Consider the following 17,203-nt stretch of genomic DNA (forward strand, 5'->3'; position numbering starts at 1 on the left):
CTGGTGGGGTCGGTGCGTGGACACGGCCGTGGCGGGCCGCGCGGCGGGCGGGTCAGGGCCCGGTCGCGCCGTCCAGGCTAGTCGGCGGCCCCGCACCGGCCGCGTCGACGACCGGTGAGTCGGTGTTCGGGGGCTGCACGGGCGGGGTGAACGGGGGGATCCCGGGCGGCGGCGCCAGCGGCGGGTGGTCGGCGGGCACCGGCAGCACCTCGTACAACCGGGCCCCGGAGTTTGACTCGACGAGCCGCAGATGGGGGTTGAGGTCGAGCCCGATGAAGCCGCCCGGCCGGCCCGGGCCGCCCACCACGCCCGTGCCGACGATCACCCAGCGCACGTCGTGGCGCAGCACCTCGTGGGTGACCGACGGGTCGAAGCCGTAGCGGTTGACCGAGGTATAGAGGGTCATGCGATCCGCGCCGACCTGGGCGACCGGGTCGTCGGCCAGCGGCGCGCCGAAGACCACCGGCACCCCGTGCAGTGCGTACACCCACGCCGTCCCGTCGAACGGGTCGTTGAGCACGACCCCTCCCTCGTGCCGCTCGGCGAGCGCGTCGAGCACCGCGCGCTCGCGGGCGTTGACCGCCGGGCCGTCGTCGTAACCCCACACCCGCAGGTCACGGGCCAGGACCGCGTGCCCCGACACCGCGAGTAGACCCAGCACCGTCACCACCACGACGCCCGCGCGCGCCGCCGGGCGGCGGGCCGAGCCGCGCGGGACGAGGGCCCGCACGCCCGCGCCGGCCAGCACCGCCGACGGCCACACCAGCAGGGAGGCGAAGCGGTAGAAGTCGTCCCACCAGAAGCCGGTGAACATCCGCACCCAGTCGCCGTCCACCGCCGCGGCCAGCACGTACAGCGCGCCGTAGACCACGAGCGCGGCGGCGGGCGCGGCGAGCGGCCGCCGGCGGCGCGGATCGGCGACCGCCACCGCCAGCCCGACGAGCACCGCGACCGCCATCCCGATCGAGGCCGGCGCGGTGGGCCCGAGGTCGAGCACTGCGGCCACCGCGCGCGGCACGCCCACCTCGCGCGGCCACGAGAACCCGGCCAGCGACTCCGTGGTCCCCGACGACACCATCGTCACCGACCACAGCACGTACGGCGCCGCCGCCACCGCCGCCAGCGCGACGCCACCGAGGACCGCGAGTCGCGGGCGCGCGCCCGGGGCGGCCACCAGCCCCGCGACCGCCTGGGCGGCCAGCGGGATCGCCGCCGCCAGCGCCACCGACGGGTGCACCGACCACGCCCCCGCCACGCCCGCCCCCAGCAGCACCGCGTGCGCGAGCATCCGCGGCCGGCGGGCGGCGAGCTGCTCGCCCAGCAACACCAGCCCCGGGATCACCGACACGCCCAGCGCGAACGGCAGCACCGGACCGCGGCCCAGCGCCAGGTACGGGAACGTCCACGCCGCGCCCGCCACGACCGCCGCGCCCACCGCCGCGAGCCGCGAGCCACCGCACAGCCGACCGGCCAGCACCGCCACACCCAGCACGAACACCACCCCGGTGACCGCCGAGACCGCGTTGAGGGCCTGCGGCAACCCGCCGCCGAGGCCCACCTGCAGGGCCGCCAGCGCGTGGTAGGTGTCCGGGTAGAAGAAGTGCGGGTTGGCGGGCTGGCTCACCGGTGCGAGGTCGGTGAGGCCGGCCAGCCCAGTCTCCGCGATGAACCGCGTGGCGCCGCCGTGGAACAGGGCGTCCCAGCCCTGGGGGACGGCCACGAGGCCGCGGGTGGCGACGAGGACCTGGAGCGCCGGGACCGCGGCCAGGGCGACGACGACGAGGTCGGCCACCCCCGGGCCCGGCCCGCGGTCGCCCACCTCGTCGTCGTCGTACTCCCCCTCGCCACGCCGCCACGTACCACGGTCGGTGACCCGGGCCGCGATCCCGAGCGCGGCGGCGCAGAGCAGCCCCACGAGCGCCGTCACCCCGGCCGCGGCGAGGCCCCACCGCACGTCGACGGCAGCCGTCACCGCGCAGCCCACGGCCACCACGGCCGTGGTCAGGGCGGGGCCCGCCGCGAGGGCGTCGCGCCACCGCGCGCCGGCGACCAGGCAGATCAGGGCACCCGGGACGACCAGCAGCGCCAGCGCGGCGACGAGCAGGAGCGCGACGGCCATGCCGCTCAGCGGACCCGGAAGATCACGGTCCGCTGGACGATGAAGTTGGTGACCGTCGCGACGCCCTGCGCGATGACGTACCCGATGGTCGTGGCCCAGAACGTGCTCCAGTCCAGGCCGTGGAAGAACGGCACCAGCACCATGAACAGGCCCCACTGCACGCCGAACATCAGCGCGTACAGGCACATGGTGGCGATGAAGCGGGCCCGCGACGGCTCGGCCTGGAACGTCCACCGGCGGTTGATGCCGTACGCGGTGAGCGTGCCCGCCACGAACGAGAGCGCCTTGGCCGGCCCGTACCCCAGCCCGGCGAGCATGAGCAGCTGCAGCAGGCCGTAGTCGACGACCGCCGAGAGCACGCCGGTGAGGAAGAACCGCACGACCTGCGTCTTCAGGTCGGTGCCGCCGCCGGGGGCGGACTCGTGCCGCGACTCCAGGGGATCGACCGCTCCGCGCAGGGAGTCCAGCACGGAGTCGTCGGGAACGGCGTCGGCGTCTCTCGGGGAAGAACTCACCAGCACAGGGTAGGCCGCGGCCCCGGGGCGTGGACATCCACACACGGGGTTGTGCGGCGCCGACCGGCGTGTCATCCTTTTCCTCACCGCGGGCACACCAGCCCGCTTCTGGTCGAACTGTCAGGCGACACCTCCGCCGACCGCGTTCGGACCCACCGGAGCGATCCGCTCACGGCCCACCCCATCTCTTCCCGGCGCCCACGTCACCAGGCCCGCGCCATCTCCCGGGTGAGCCGTCCTCGCTCCCCTCTCACGCACCCGCACGGCCCCGCCGTCGTCGCCGGACTCCGGCGACGCGTCGGGCACGCCGTCCTCCCACGACCAGGAGTGAGTCCCATGTCGCAGTACCGCAATCCCGCCGGCACCCACGCGCCGACCGCGTTCTCCTACACGCCCACCGGACGGGCGATCCCGCCGTCGTCGCCGCTGCGCACGCCCAACCGGCGCCCGGCGTCGCCGTCGTACACGCCCACCGGCCGGGTCGTCCTGTCCACGCCCGCCACCCGCGGTTCCGCCTGACCCGCCCGCCACCCGCGGTTCCGCCTGACCCGCCCGACACCGGCTCGTCGCCGTCGGTCCGCCCCTACAGCCGACCGGCGGCGACGAGCCGTGTGGTCACGACCAGCGCGACCGCCCCGCACGCCAGGATCCCGGTCGAGACGAACAGCTGCATGACGCCGGCCTCCCACGGCCGTGCGCCACCGAGCACCATCCCGACGAACGCCCCGGGGATGGTGACCAACCCGATGGTGCGGGTCTGGTCCAGCGACGGCTGCAGGGACGTCGCGGCGGCCTCACGGCACACCATCATCCGCGCGGTGGGAGCGGTGAACCCGAGGGCCAACGCGGCCTCCACCTCCCCGTGGCGGGTGTCGAGCTCGTCGTGCGCGCGCCGGCCCGCCAGACCCGCCACAGCCATCGCGTTGCCCAGGAGGATCCCCACCACCGGGATGATCGACAGCCCGTTGGGTCGGACGACCCCGGCCGCGAACAGGCCGCAGGTGAGGATCACCGGCGGCAGCGCGACCGGGACCGCACACCACAGGGCGTCCCGCGCGCCGGCGCCGAGCCCGCGTCGGACTCCGGCGCTCCGCGAGGCTCCGGCACCGCGTCGGGCTCCGGCACCGCGTCGGGCTTTGGCACCGCGCGGGGCTCGGGCGCGGCGCGGGGCGGTCACCCTGCGCGCCGCCGCCCACGAGGCGACCGACGCCATCACCACCGCGAACGCCGCCACCAACCACAGCCGGTCGGCCACGTAACCGATCACCAACGAGAGCGCCACGAGCTGCAGGGCCGCGCGGATCGCCGTCCACGGGATCTCGCGAGTCTGGCCCGTCTCCCCCAGCCATGCCGCCGTCGCGCCGATCACCACGAACAGCAGGACGGCCACCGCCAGGGCGGGCCCGATCTCGATCATCGTCGACCCCACGGGGGAAGCCTACGGCCCGACAATGCCGCGCGCGGGGCATCGTCGGGGTTGACGCGCCGCCCTCCGGCGGGGCCCGGCCCGCGGCGCGCGATACGGTACGCGCATGAGGTCGCGGCGTCCCCTCCGTCCCGGTCGCACGGTCGCGGCGGCAGTCCTGGCGCTGACGTGCGCCCTCTCCGCCGTCCACACCGGCGCGGCGGCGGCCGCGAGCCCGGATGCGGGTGCGGGTGCGAGCCCGGCGGCGGCTGCGGCGGGTGCGGTGACGTCCACGGGCGCGTCGACGCCCGCGGGAGTGCCGGCATCCACGGGCGCGGTCCCCGACCCGCTGGCCGCGCTCCGGCCCGTGCCCGAGCACGAGCGGACGCCCGAGCGCTATCTGCCCAGCCCCTCCCCGGACCCCTGGTACTCCTCGCCTCCGGCCCTGGACCCCGCCACCGCCCCGGGGACGATCCTCGCCACGCGGGACGTGACGATCCCGCCGCACAACGTCCGCAACTTCGGGCGCGGCTGGCAGGTCCTGGTCCAGAGCACCGACTCCCACGACCGCCCCCAGCAGATCGTGTCGACCCTCATCGAGCCGGCCACGCCGTGGGCCGGGCCCGATCCGCGACCGCTCGTGTCGTTCAACGTCACCATCGACTCGCTGGGCCTGACGTGCATGCCGTCCCACACGCTGCCGCACCGGTTCAACCTCGAACTCCCACCGTTCCTGCAGATCCTCGCCGACCGTGGCTACGGCCTCGTGGTGACCGACTTCCAGGGCCCCAAGGCCGCGTACGCCGCGGGCCGCGCCAACGGTCGCGCGGTCCTCGACGGCATCCGCGCCGCCCGCGCCTTCGTCCCGCCCGGCGAGACCGACGCCCTGTTCGCCGACTCGCGGGTCGTGCAGATCGGCTACTCCGGCGGCGGCATCGCCACCGGCTGGGCCGCCCAGCTGCAACCCGTCTACGCCCCCGAGCTGACCGGCATACTCGTCGGCTCCTCCGTGGGTGGCGTGCCCGCCGACTACTCCGACCTCTTCGACACCATGGACGGCACCATCGCCTCCGGGCTCTACCGCGCCGCCGTCCTCGGCCTGGCCCGCGAGTACCCCGAGCTGTACCCCCTGCTCAACGACACCGGCGACGTCATCGCCCACCACCTGCGCGACGCCTGCGCGGCCGCCAACACCGCCGGCGGTCTGATCCCGGCACCGCTGTCGACGCTCACCGACATCGACCCGCGCACCGACCCCACCGTCGCGGCGGTCATGGCCCGCAACCGCCTCGGCGCCCCCGATCCCGCCCACGGCGCCGACCCGCAGGAGGTACCGACCGGGCCGGTCCAGGTCTGGCACGGCGACGCCGCCGCACCGATCGGCCCCGGCCCGGGCTCCTCACAGGGACCGGGTGACCCGTTCGTGCCCGAGTGGACCGCCCGGCGGTTGGCGGACGAGTGGTGCGCGGCGGGCGCCGACGTCGAGTACACGCCCGTCCCCGGTGAGCACATCCTCGCCGCCTACACCGCGGTGGGCCCGGCTCTGGACTGGGTCGACGACCGCGCCCGCGGCGTCCCGTTCACCTCCGGCTGCCGCTCCGAGTAGCGGGGTCCGGAGACCTCCGCGGTCACGCCCGGCCGAGCAGACCGCCAGCGCGACCGGCCCCGGATGCGCTGCCCCGCCGCCCTACGCTGGCTGTTCGCCGGATTCGGCCGGGTTGCGCTGGCGGAAGGGACCACCCCGGGCGCGTAAGTCGAAGACGCAGCGTAAGTCGACGCGGGCGCGCTGGCTGGGTGCACACCGGCGGCGGAGCGAGTGGCGCCAGTGACACGCGGGGAGATTCGGGTGCCCGGCCGGGCCGTCTCGGGGCCGCCGCGGATGCCCGGCGGGGCCGTCGCGCGAGTGTCGCGCGGGACGCCGTGGATGCGCGGCGGGGCCGTCGCGCGAGGGCTCCGGGGCCGACGAGCGGTAACCTCGACCGTGTGAGCACCGCGCAGAACATCACCCCGGCCCAGTCCTCCCTGGACACCGAACTCAAGCGCCTCACCGGCTGGGGCCGCACCGCCCCGGCGATGAGCCACGTGCTCACCCCGCGCTCGGTCGACGAGATCTCGGCCGCCGTCGCCGCGGTCAACGACTCGAACGCCTCGTCCCCCGCGCACCTGCAGCGCGGGGTGGTCGCCCGCGGGCTCGGCCGCTCGTACGGCGACAGCGCCCAGAACTCCGGCGGACTCGTGTTGGACATGAGCCGCTTCAACCGCATCCACGAACTCAACGCCGAGAAGGCGCTGGCCGTGGTCGACGCGGGCGTGAACCTGGATCAGCTCATGCGCGCCGCGCTGCCGTTCGGCCTGTGGGTGCCGGTCCTGCCCGGCACCCGGCAGGTCACGGTCGGCGGCGCGATCGGCCACGACATCCACGGCAAGAACCACCACTCGGCCGGCTCGTTCGGCAACCACGTCACGCGCATGGAGCTGTTGGTCGCGGACGGCCGCGTCCTCACGCTCGAGCCGAGCGGCACGGCCGACGACCCGGACGGCACCCTGTTCTGGGCGACCGTCGGTGGCAACGGACTGACCGGCATCATCCTCAAGGTGTGGATCGCCATGACCCGCACCGAGACCGCCTACTTCCTGGCGGATTCCGACCAGACCGGCTCGCTGGACGAGACCATCGCCCTGCACACCGACGGGTCGGAGTCGAAGTACACCTACTCGTCCGCGTGGTTCGACGCGATCAGCGCGCCCCCCAAGCTCGGCCGGGCCGCGGTCTCGCGCGGGTCGCTGGCCACGCTGGCCCAGCTCGAGGAGTACGCGCCCAAGCTGGCGAAGAACCCGCTGGCGATGGACGCCAAGCCGCTCATCACGTTCCCCGACGTGTTCCCCAACGGGCTGGCCAACAAGTACACCTTCGGCCCCATCGGCGAGGTCTACTACCGGCTCGGCGGGACGTCGCGGAACCAGATCAAGACGTTGCCCGCGTTCTACCACATGCTCGACCTGTTCTCGGAGTGGAACCGGGCCTACGGATCCAAGGGGTTCCTGCAGTACCAGTTCATCGTCCCGCCCGGCGCGGTCGAGGGTTTCAAGGAGATCATCGGCGACATCCAGCGGTCCGGGCACTACTCGTTCCTCAACGTGTTCAAGCTGTTCGGCCCCGGCAACCAGGCGCCGCTGTCCTTCCCCATGGAGGGCTGGAACGTGTGCGTGGACTTCCCCATCAACGACCGGCTCAACAGCTTCGTCAACCACCTCGACGCCAAGGTCATGTCGATGGGCGGGCGGCTCTACACCGCGAAGGACTCCCGCGTCCCGGCCGAGCGGTTCCACGCGATGTACCCGGAGATCGACTCGTGGATCGCCACCCGCCGCGGGATCGACCCCCACGGGGTGTTCGCCTCCGACATGGGCCGGCGGCTCGAACTGCTCTGAGCGGGTGAGCGCCCCCGGCGGTGTCGGGGCCCGTCGGTAGACTCCTGCGCATGATCAATGCCGTCGGCGTCCCCCAGACCCTGCTCCTGCTCGGTGGAACCTCCGAGATCGGCCTGGCCATCTGCGCCGAGTACCTGCAGCAGGGCCCGATGCGCGTGATCCTCGCCTGCCTGCCCGGCGACCCCGGCGTGGACGACGCGCGGGCGGAGATGACGGCCGCCGGCGCGACCGCCGTCGAGGTGGTGGACTTCGACGCCGCCGCGACCGACACGCACCCGGCCGCGTTCGAGCAGATCTTCGCCGGCGGGGACGTCGACGTGGCGATCGTCGCGTTCGGCCTCCTCGGGGAGAACGAGGAACTGTGGTCCGACCAGCGCAAGGCCGTCCAGATCGCGCAGATCAACTACACCGGCGCGGTCTCGGTGGGCGTCCTGCTCGCCGAGCGGATGAAGGCCCAGGGCTTCGGCCGCATCATCGCCATGAGCTCCGCCGCCGGCCTGCGGGCCCGGCGCTCCAACTTCGTCTACGGCTCCACCAAGGCCGGCCTGGACTCCTTCTACACCGGGCTCGGGTACGCCCTCGACGAGCACGGGGTGGACGTCCTGGTCATCCGACCCGGCCAGGTCCGCACCCGGATGTCGGCGCACGTCAAGGAGGCGCCGCTCACGATCAACAAGGAGGAGGTCGCCCGCATCGCGGTGAAGAACGCGGGCGCCGGCAAGGGAGCGGTCTTCGCCCCGGCCGCGTTCGGCGGTGTCATGGCCGTGCTCACGCACGTCCCCCGCCCCATCTTCCGCAAGCTTCCCTTCTGAGCATGCCGCCGGCGCTCCGCGGACCCGGTCTGGCCGCGGCGGCGACGCTGCTCGCCGCAGCCGTCACCGCCGTCGTCCTGATCGGTTTCTCCCTCGTCTCCTTCCCCGCCTACGGCAACTCCAACGTCCTGCGGGCGCTGACCGTCGTCGGGCAGACCGCGGCGGTGGCGTTGGTGGCCGCGGGGATCCTCGCGGCCCGCGCCGGTGAGCGTCCGGGGGGTCGCCCGGCGTTGGTCCGGGTGGGCAAACTCGCCGCCCCCACCGGTTCGGCCCTGCTCGTGGCGGCCACGCTCGGCATCCCGCTCGGGGCCTCGCGGCTGTACCTGCACGGCGTGAGCGTGGACCAGGAGTTCCGGACCCAGTTCCTGGGGCGTTCGTCGACGTCGCTCGGCCTGCCCGACATGGCCTACGCCGACCTGCCGTCGTTCTACCCGTCGGGCTGGTTCTGGCTGGGCGGGCGGTTCGCCAACCTCACCGGCCTCGACGGCTGGGCCGCGTTCAAACCGTGGTCGATCCTGTCGCTGGCGATCGCGGCCGCGCTGGTCACAGTGCTGTGGACGCGGTTGCTGCGCACCGACCTCGGCGCCGCGGTGGGACTGGTCTCCACGTCGATCGTCCTCGCCTACGCCAGCCCGGAGCCGTACGGCGCCGTGGTGGCGCTGTTCCTGCCGCCGGTGCTCATCCTGGCGTGGCACGCGGTCAACCCGACGGCACGCCACGCCGGACGTGGTGCCACCGTGGCCACGACGCTCTTCCTCGGGGCCTCGGCGTGCACGTACACGCTGTACACGGGCCTGGCCGCGGGCACGGTGGTGCTCATGGCGCTCGTCGCGACCGTGGCCGCCGCACTCGCCGCGCGCCGTGGCCGGGGCGTGATCCCGACGTGGCTGCCGGCGGCCCGCCTCGCCGTGATCGGCGTCGGGTCGATCCTCATCGCCCTGCTCGTGTGGGCTCCCTACCTGCTCGCCGCGTCGCGGGGCGAGCCCGCCGATTCGGGCACCGCGATGCACTACCTGCCAGAGGCGGGGGCGCGGCTGCCGCTGCCCATGACCGCGGGCGGCCTCACCGGCTGGGTGTGCCTGGCCGGCCTGGTGTGGATCGTCGCGCGGGCGTGGACCTCGCGCCGCGCGCAGGCGCTGGGCCTGGGGGTGGTCGCGGTCTACCTGTGGTGCCTGGCGTCCATGGCCGTGACCGTCCTGGGCACCACGATGCTGGGCTTCCGGCTCGAGCCGGTGCTGATCCTCCTGCTCGTCGTGGCCGGGGTGTTCGCGATCGTCGAGGTCGCCGGGCTCGCCGTGCGCGCTGCCGGCCGACAGTCGGGCGCGCCCAGGCCCGCCGCGGAGGCCGCCGGTCGTCGCCGCCGGGCCGTTGCCGTGGTGGGGGTCCTGGCCGCGTTGGCGACACTGGCGCACGCGCAGGGCATCCCCGACCACCTGCACGACGAGATCCGACTGGCCTACACCGACACGGACGGCGACGGCGAGCGCGCCGACCGCTACCCGCCCGGCCCCGAATCGCACTACGCCGAGGTCGATCGCGTCATCGCCGAGGCGTTCCCCGGCCGCGAGCGCACCGATCTCGTCGTCGCGAGCACGGCCGACGCCTTCCTCGCCTACCACCCGTACCTCGCCTACCAGGCCGTGACCTCGCACTACGCCAATCCGCTGGGCAGGTACGCCGACCGCAACGAGTCCATGATCGCCTGGCAGGACGCCACGAGTGGCGACGAGTTGTTCGCCCTGATGCGCGGGACCCCCTGGCGCGGCCCGGACGCGATCGTCACCCGCCCGTCGGGCGACGGATTCTCCCTGCGCCTGGCTGAGGACACGTACCCCAACGACCCCAACGTCCGTCGCTTCGGCGTCACCATCCCCGGCGAGGCCGTCGAGGGTCCCCACTTCGAGGTCCACGACGTGGGTCCGTTCGCCGTGATCGTGGTGCGGTGATCGACCGGTGACAGCGGAGCGGGCGGGAACCGTGATGAGGGGCGACGACGACGAGGTGCGCGACACCGACGCCGGGCGCCCCCTCGGTCTGCACCCCTACCCTGGCATGGACCGCGACCGCCGGTGGGCGATCATCACGGGCTTCCTCGGTGCGGTCCTGGCGATCCTCGCCGGATTCCTGCCCGTGCACCAGGACACCACGCGGGTGCAGTGGACGGCCGGGCCCGACTACGCCTCCGTCACCGCCCCGCTCGTGTCGGGGCGACCGCTCGACCTGACCATCACCGCGCCGTGCGCGCCACTCGCGCAGGTGCCCGAGAACACGATCGTGTTCTCCACCCTGCCAGAGGGCGCCCCGGGTCGGATCTCGGACGGGCTGGTCGTGCAGCGCGCCCGGGACGCCGCGGGGGATCCGGCCATCGAGGTGGCGGTCCGCAACATCACCCTGCTCTCGGTTCCGTTGTCGACCCTGCGCGATCCGGCGTGCGAGACGCTCCACGTGCGCGCCGAGACGGGCATCCTCGTCGCCGAGTTCACCGGCCTCGAGCGGGACGTCGACGATGCCGACGACGCGGTCCGCGCCGCCGTCCCGGGCACGATGCGCCCGCAGGTCACGGGGGTGTTCACCGATCTCACGCCCGTGACCGCGCCGGACGGCCTGGAGTCCGCCACGGTCGAGGTGACCGTCGACTCCCGCTACTCCTCGAGCCCCACCGCGCTCAAGCTGGTGTTGATGGTGATCGGGGTGCTCGCCACGCTCGCCTCGGTGGTGTTCCTGCACCGCCTGGACGGTGTCGACGGACGCTCGCACCGCCGCTTCGTACCGCGCTCGTGGTCGAGGCTGTCGGGGGTCGACGGCGTCGTGATCGGTGTGCTGGGTTTCTGGCACGTCGTCGGGGCGAACACCTCCGACGACGGCTACCTGCTGACCATGGCCCGTTCGGCCGGGCCGAGCGGGTACATGGCGAACTACTACCGCTGGCTCGGCTCCCCCGAGTCGCCGGTGGGCTGGTACTACGAGATCCTGCGGGTGTTCGCCGAGATCTCCACGGCCAGCCCGTGGATGCGGCTGCCCACCCTGCTGTGCGGCATCCTGTCGTGGCTCATCATCAGCCGCGAGGTCGTGCCGCGGCTGGGTCGGCTCGCCCGCACCTGGCGGGGCCCGCGATGGACCGGCGCCGCCCTGTTCCTCGCGTTCTGGATGGCCTTCAACAACGGGCTGCGCCCCGAGCCGGTCATCGCGCTCGGTGCCCTCCTCACGTGGTCGCTGGTCGAGCGGTCCATCGCCACGCGCCGCCTCGTGCCGGGCGTGGCGGCGATCGGCGTGGCCGCGTTCTCCCTCGGCGCCGGCCCCACCGGGCTGATGTGCGTCGCGGCGCTGGCCGCGGGTGCCCGCGAGTTCCTGCGCATGGCCCGTCGCCGCGCGCAGGTGGTGGGCTGGGCCGCGATCCTCGGCCCGGTTCTCGCCGTGGGTCTCGCACTGCTCTACACCGTGTTCGCCGACCAGACGATGGCCGCGGTCCTCGAGGCGACCCGCATCCGCACCGAACTCGGACCGAGCCTGCCCTGGTACGGGGAGAAGGAACGCTGGGAGGCGCTGTTCGGGGTCTCCGCCGACGGTGGGGTCGCCCGCCGCTTCCCCGTGCTGCTCATGCTCATGTGCCTGGTGCTGGTCACCGCGGTCATGCTGCGGCGGGGGAAGATCCCCGGTGCGGCGGCCGGGCCCTCGCGTCGGCTCCTCGGCGTCCTGGCAGGATCGCTGCTGTTCCTGGTGTTCACCCCCACCAAGTGGACCCACCACTTCGGCGTCTTCGCCGGTCTGGCGGGCGCGCTCGCCGTCCTCGCCGTCATCGCCCTGCGCTCCTCGACCGTCTCGCTCAGCCGGAGTCGCTGGCTGGTGTGGGCTGCGCTGTGTTTCATCGTCGGCCTGTCGACCGCCACCAACAACACCTGGTGGTACGTCTCCGACTACGGCATCCCCTTCTCCGATTCCTTCCCCGCGGTCGGCGGGGTCCAGATCCAGTACGTCGCGTTCATCGGCGCGCTGGTGTGTCTGCTCGTCGCCGGGCTCATCCACACCGGCATCGTCCCCACCGAGCCCGGCGCCGCCCTCTGGCGCCGCATCCGGCGAGCGGCGCCGTTCCTGCGGACCCACGCCGACACGCCCGCCGCCCGGCGCCGCACCGACCGGAGCGCGGGCATCGGTGGCACCCCGCTGACCGTGGTCGCCTTCGCGGTGGTGATCTTCGAGCTCGTCTCCGCCGTCACCGCGGTGTTCGTGCAGAGCCCCGCCTACAGCGTCGGTCGCGGCAACATCCGCGCCCTGTCCGGGCAGCCGTGCGCCCTGGCCGACTCCGTGCTCGTCGAGGAGGACTCCAACGACGGCCTGCTCCGGGCGGTCGGCGCCGGGCCGGAGATCTCGCTCGGCGCCGGCGTCGTCAACGGTTTCGCCCCGAACGGCCTGCCCGACTCCATCACCGTCGAGAGCGCGGAGGCCTCCGGCGCGCTCGCGACGTCCGAGACGGGGGAACGCGACCCCGGCGACGGCGTCGACGCGGGCACCACCGGCGGCCGCGGCGCGGTCACCGTCAACGGGTCCACCGTCGCGTTGCCGTTCGGCCTCGACCCCGACACCACCCCGGTCCTGGGCTCGTACCGGCGCGGCCCGCAGGTCGCGGCCGAGCTCACCTCCGCCTGGTACGAGCTGCCCGCCCGCAGCGCCAACCGCCCGCTGCTGGTCATGGCGGCCGCCGGGCGCATCGGCAACGGGGCCCTGCGCATCGAGTACGGGCGTGCCGGCCGGGTCGGCGCCACCGGCCCCACCGACTTCGAGATCATGGGCTCCGTCACCCCGATCGACATCGGCCCCGCTCCCGCCTGGCGGAACCTGCGCATCCCTCTCGACTCGATCCCGGAGGACGCTCAGGTCGTGCGCGTGGTGGCCGCGGACGGCAACCTCGACCCCGACTGGTGGCTCGCGGTGACCCCGCCGCGGAACCCGCGTCTGCGGACCCTGGACGAGGTCGTGGGCCACACGGACCCGGTGCTCATCGACTGGGTCGTGGCCCTGGCCTTCCCGTGCCAGCGGCCGTTCGTCCACAACGGCGGCGTCGCCGAGATCCCGCGCTACCGGATCCTCGCCGACCGCGAATCCTCCTCGTCCGCCAACTGGTGGCAGAGCGCCGGCGGCGGCGGGCCCCTCCTGTGGACCCGCCAGACCGTCGAGGCCGTCACGGTGCCCACCTATCTCGATCACGACTGGGACCGCGACTGGGGTTCCCTGCAGCGGTTCGAGCCCCTCGACCCGGAGGCGCGCCCCGCCGACCTCCAGCGCGGGAGCGAGGTGCGTTGGGGCTGGACCACACCGGGTCCGATGAACTGATCGTCGCCTAGAATCGGCTGTCGTGTCAGACTCCTCCCCGGAACCGTCCCCGGCTCATCCCCCGGCACCCGCTCAGGGCTCCGGCTCGATCGCCGCCGACCCCCGGGTCGTGAGACTCCGGCTCATCGCGATCGTCAGCGGCCTGGTGGGCACCCTGTGCTTCCTGTCCCTGCCGTTCCTGCCGGTGTCGCAGACGACCTCCACCGTGCAGTGGCCGCAGAACGGTTCGGTGGACTCGGTGACCGCGCCGCTCATGGCGCACTCCCCGCAGCGCTTCACCGCCACCGCGCCGTGCGCCCTGGTCGGCGAGCTCCGGGAGGACGGCGGGATCCTGCTGTCGACCGCCCCGGCCGGCGGCGAGGAGGCCGGCGACCGCGCGCTGTTCGTGCGCGCCTCCGCCGACACCGTCGACGTGGTCTCCCGCAACCGCGTCATCACCTCCGCGCCCCGCGAGAGCGTGGAGGCCGGGGACTGCACGCAGCTCAGGGTGGTCGCCGCGCCCACCTTCGTGGAGGCGGAGTTCGAGGGCATCGCCGACACCGCCCGCCGCATCGACGCGGACGACCTGCGCCCGATGGTGGTGGGCGTCTACACGGACCTGCCCTCCGACACCGCCGTGCCCGAGGGGCTCGACGTCACCGTGCAGGTCGACTCCCGGTTCACCACCGACCCCACCGCGCTGAAGTGGGCGGCGATCGTCCTCGGCCTGCTGGCCACGGCGGTCGCGCTGTGGGCGCTGCACGGGCTGGACCAGACCGACGGCCGCCGCGCACGTCGGTTCCTGCCCCGCGGCTGGTTCCGGATCCGCCCGCCCGACATCGCGGTGATCGGCACGCTCGGTGTCTGGCACTTCGTCGGCGGCAACACCTCCGACGACGGGTACATCCTGTCCATGGCCCGCGCCGCCGACCCGGCCGGCTACATGGCCAACTACTACCGCTGGTACGGGGTGCCCGAGTCGCCGTTCGGCTCCCCCTACTACGACCTGCTCACACTGTTCTCGCACGTGTCCACCGCGAGCCCGTGGATGCGCCTGCCCGCCCTCGTCGCGGCGATCCTGTGCTGGCTGGTCATCAGCCGCGAGGTCCTGCCCCGCCTGGGCCGGGCCGCCCGCACCACCCCGGTCGTCGTGTGGAGCGCCGCGGCGGTCTTCCTCGCCTTCTGGATGGCGTTCAACAACGGCCTGCGGCCCGAGCCGATCATCGCCCTGGGCGCCCTGCTGACCTGGGTCTCGGTGGAGCGCGCGATCGCCACCCGACGGATGCTGCCGTTCGCGATCGCCGTCATCATCGCCTCGTTCTCGCTGGCGACCGGTCCCACCGGCCTCATGGCGGTCGCCGCCCTGCTGATGGGCCTGCGGGCCGTCGTGCGCACGGTCGTGGTCCGCGGCCGGGTGATCGGGTCGCACCTCGCACTCGTGGCGCCCGTTCTCGCGGCCGGGACGATGGTGCTCATCTGCGTGTTCGGCGTGCAGACCCTCGCCGCCGTACTCGAGGCCATCCGGGTTCGCGGCGAGATCGGACCCAGCCTGAGCTGGTTCGAGGAGTTCGTCCGCTACTACTACCTCATGATCCCGACGGTGGACGGGTCGCTCGCCCGCCGACTGCCGGTCCTGCTGGTGCTGCTGTGCCTGGCCGTGGTCGTCGGCACGCTGCTGCGCCGCGGCAAGGTCCCCGGCGCCGCCTCCGGCCCCGTCTGGCGACTGGTCGGCGTGGTCGTGGGCACGGCCTTCTTCATGATGTTCTCCCCCACCAAGTGGACCCACCACTTCGGTGTCTACGCGGGCATCGGCGGCGCGATCGCCGCCCTCGGCGCGTTGGCGATCTCCGCCTCCGCCGTCCGCACCGCCCGCAACCGCACGCTGTTCCTCGGCGTGATCCTCGTCGTGGTGGCGCTGGCGTTCGCCGGGCCCAACGGCTGGTGGTACGTCTCCAGCTACGGGATCCCGTGGTGGGACAAGGCGCCGAGCATCCGCGGCATCGACGCGGCCACCGTGCTCCTGGTCGTGGCGGTGCTGACCTTCGCCTACGCCGGCTGGCAGCACCTGCGCCGCGACTACACCGGTGACAAGGCGCCCCGGACCACCGAGGGTCGGCGCCGGATGCGGACCTTCGCGGCCGCTCCGATCGCGGTGGTCGCCGGTCTGCTGGTGGTCTTCTCGATCGCCTCGTTCGCCAAGGGCATCCACAAGCAGTACCCGGCGTACACGATCGCCGCGGGCAACCTGTCCGCGGTCGCGGGCAACCCCTGCATGCTCGCGGATCGGGTGTTGGTGGAGCCCGACGCGAACGCGGGCATGCTCACCCCGCTCGACGCCACGCCCCGGCCCGACGGGACGATCGACCCTCAGGATCGCGCCGCGGCCATCGAGGCCGGCGAGAACACCGGGTTCACCCCGGACGGCGTCGCTCCGGACCTGTCCGCGGACGCGGTGGTCGCCGATCCCGGCGCCGCCAACACCACCTCGGAGCCCGGCGGCGGGCCGTCGGTGGAGACCGGGCAGAGCGCGGGCACCGGCGGTGGCCGCGGCGCCGAGGGCGTCAACGCCTCCACGGTCGCACTGCCCTTCGGGCTCGATCCCGCCACGACGCCGGTGCTCGGTTCCTTCCTGGTGGGCCCGCAGCGGGAGGCCAGCCTGGAGACGGGCTGGTACCGCCTGCCGGAGAACCGCGAGTCGCATCCGCTGCTGGTCATCTCGGCGGCGGGTCGGATCGGCCGCTTCGACGCGGACGGCATCTACAAGTACGGCCAGAGCGTGGTCGTGGAGTTCGGCCGCTCGGGTGAGGCCGGCGTCGAGTCGGTCGGCGAGCCCGTCGTTCCGTTCGACATCGGCCCCGCCCCCACGTGGCGGAACCTGCGGGTGGACATGCAGGACGCGCCCGCCGATGCCGACGTGATGCGGGTCCGGGTCGACGACAACGACCTCACCCCCGAGCAGTGGGCCGCGATCACGCCCCCGCGTGCTCCCGAGCTCGTGACGGTGCAGGAGATGGTGGGTTCGGACTCGCCGGTCCTGCTGGACTGGGCGGTCAGCCTGCAGTTCCCGTGCCAGCGTCCGTTCGCGCACTACGCGGGTGTGGCCGAGCTGCCCGAGTTCAGGATCATGCCGGATCGCCCGCTGGCGGTGAGCGCCACCAGCACGTGGATGTCGTACGAGGCCGGCGGGCCGCTCGGCTGGGTGGAGACCGCGCAGCGGGCCCGGACGATCCCGTCCTACCTGCGGCACGACTGGAACCGTGACTGGGGTTCGATCGAGGCCTACACCCCGCTGGGCACCTACCAGGAGAACCCGCCGGAGCCCGCGGAGGTGACCACGGGTACCGAGACCCGCTGGGGCTGGTGGCAGCCCGAGGGTCCGATCCTGGTGACCGACCCCGAGTAGTCCGGGACGTCCGCACAGGCCGGGCGGCGCGAATCGCCGGGGCCCGTCGGTGGCAGATGCCGCCGACGGGCCCCGTGTCGTATGCGGCTCCTCCCCCACTCACGGACAACCGCGGGTCCGGCTCCGGATCCGCCCCGGCCCGCAGGGGACGGCCGCCGCCGGCGTGACCGCCCCGCAGCGCGACTGCCCTCACATGCGCTGGCAAGATGC

General features: G+C 73.7%; 10 protein-coding genes. 7 read left to right on the plus strand and 3 right to left on the minus strand.

Annotated features, from left to right (window positions below; all coding sequences use genetic code 11):
• Positions 1-52: 52 nt before the first annotated feature.
• Positions 53-2,119: a DUF6541 family protein gene (locus RWK90_RS10535; RefSeq protein ID WP_314037532.1), complete on the minus strand. Its 2,067-nt coding sequence runs from the start codon at positions 2,117-2,119 to the stop codon at positions 53-55.
• Between the two features lie 5 nt (positions 2,120-2,124).
• Positions 2,125-2,589: a GtrA family protein gene (locus RWK90_RS10540; RefSeq protein WP_396230322.1), complete on the minus strand. Its 465-nt coding sequence runs from the start codon at positions 2,587-2,589 to the stop codon at positions 2,125-2,127.
• Positions 2,590-2,970: 381 nt separating this feature from the next.
• Here RWK90_RS10540 and RWK90_RS10545 point away from each other — a divergent pair, with 381 nt between their 5' ends.
• Positions 2,971-3,153 (plus strand): hypothetical protein, encoded by a 183-nt coding sequence (locus RWK90_RS10545; protein WP_314037533.1) that lies wholly within the window; start codon positions 2,971-2,973, stop codon positions 3,151-3,153.
• Between the two features lie 64 nt (positions 3,154-3,217).
• Here the strand turns inward: RWK90_RS10545 and RWK90_RS10550 are convergent, their stop codons facing one another.
• The gene (locus RWK90_RS10550) at positions 3,218-4,063 is read right to left on the minus strand and encodes an ABC transporter permease (RefSeq protein WP_314037534.1); all 846 of its coding nucleotides are present in this window, start codon (positions 4,061-4,063) and stop codon (positions 3,218-3,220) included.
• Between the two features lie 103 nt (positions 4,064-4,166).
• Between RWK90_RS10550 and RWK90_RS10555 the strand changes: the two genes are divergently transcribed.
• The 6 genes from RWK90_RS10555 (at position 4,167) to RWK90_RS10580 (ending at position 16,993) form a co-directional block, all read left to right on the plus strand.
• Entirely contained in the window at positions 4,167-5,645 is a 1,479-nt protein-coding gene (locus RWK90_RS10555) for a lipase family protein (protein WP_314037535.1), read from the plus strand.
• A 377-nt stretch (positions 5,646-6,022) separates the two neighbouring features.
• Positions 6,023-7,471 carry an FAD-binding oxidoreductase gene (locus RWK90_RS10560; protein ID WP_314037536.1) on the plus strand — a complete coding sequence of 483 codons (1,449 nt, stop codon included), beginning with the start codon at positions 6,023-6,025 and terminating at the stop codon, positions 7,469-7,471.
• Positions 7,472-7,521: 50 nt separating this feature from the next.
• Positions 7,522-8,283, plus strand: coding sequence for a decaprenylphospho-beta-D-erythro-pentofuranosid-2-ulose 2-reductase (locus tag RWK90_RS10565; protein WP_314037537.1), 762 nt, complete (start codon positions 7,522-7,524; stop codon positions 8,281-8,283).
• Between the two features lie 2 nt (positions 8,284-8,285).
• Complete coding sequence (locus RWK90_RS10570) at positions 8,286-10,229, plus strand: arabinofuranosyltransferase (protein ID WP_314037538.1); 1,944 nt, start codon at positions 8,286-8,288, stop codon at positions 10,227-10,229.
• A gap of 106 nt (positions 10,230-10,335) precedes the next feature.
• Positions 10,336-13,611 (plus strand): arabinosyltransferase domain-containing protein, encoded by a 3,276-nt coding sequence (locus RWK90_RS10575; protein ID WP_314037726.1) that lies wholly within the window; start codon positions 10,336-10,338, stop codon positions 13,609-13,611.
• A gap of 22 nt (positions 13,612-13,633) precedes the next feature.
• A complete protein-coding gene (locus tag RWK90_RS10580; RefSeq protein WP_314037539.1) occupies positions 13,634-16,993 on the plus strand; it encodes an arabinosyltransferase domain-containing protein in 3,360 nt (1,119 codons plus the stop codon).
• Positions 16,994-17,203: the final 210 nt, after the last annotated feature.

The sequence above is a fragment of the Dietzia sp. CH92 genome, from assembly GCF_032248695.1.
Taxonomy (GTDB): domain Bacteria; phylum Actinomycetota; class Actinomycetes; order Mycobacteriales; family Mycobacteriaceae; genus Dietzia.

Excerpts from the sequence above, each read along its gene's own strand:
- RWK90_RS10535 (WP_314037532.1), bottom strand. The coding sequence starts at position 2,119 with ATGGCCGTCGCGCTCCTGCTCGTCGCCGCGCTGGCGCTGCTGGTCGTC.
- RWK90_RS10545 (WP_314037533.1), top strand. The coding sequence starts at position 2,971 with ATGTCGCAGTACCGCAATCCCGCCGGCACCCACGCGCCGACCGCGTTC.
- RWK90_RS10555 (WP_314037535.1), top strand. The coding sequence starts at position 4,167 with ATGAGGTCGCGGCGTCCCCTCCGTCCCGGTCGCACGGTCGCGGCGGCA.
- RWK90_RS10565 (WP_314037537.1), top strand. The coding sequence starts at position 7,522 with ATGATCAATGCCGTCGGCGTCCCCCAGACCCTGCTCCTGCTCGGTGGA.
- RWK90_RS10570 (WP_314037538.1), top strand. The coding sequence starts at position 8,286 with ATGCCGCCGGCGCTCCGCGGACCCGGTCTGGCCGCGGCGGCGACGCTG.
- RWK90_RS10575 (WP_314037726.1), top strand. The coding sequence starts at position 10,336 with ATGGACCGCGACCGCCGGTGGGCGATCATCACGGGCTTCCTCGGTGCG.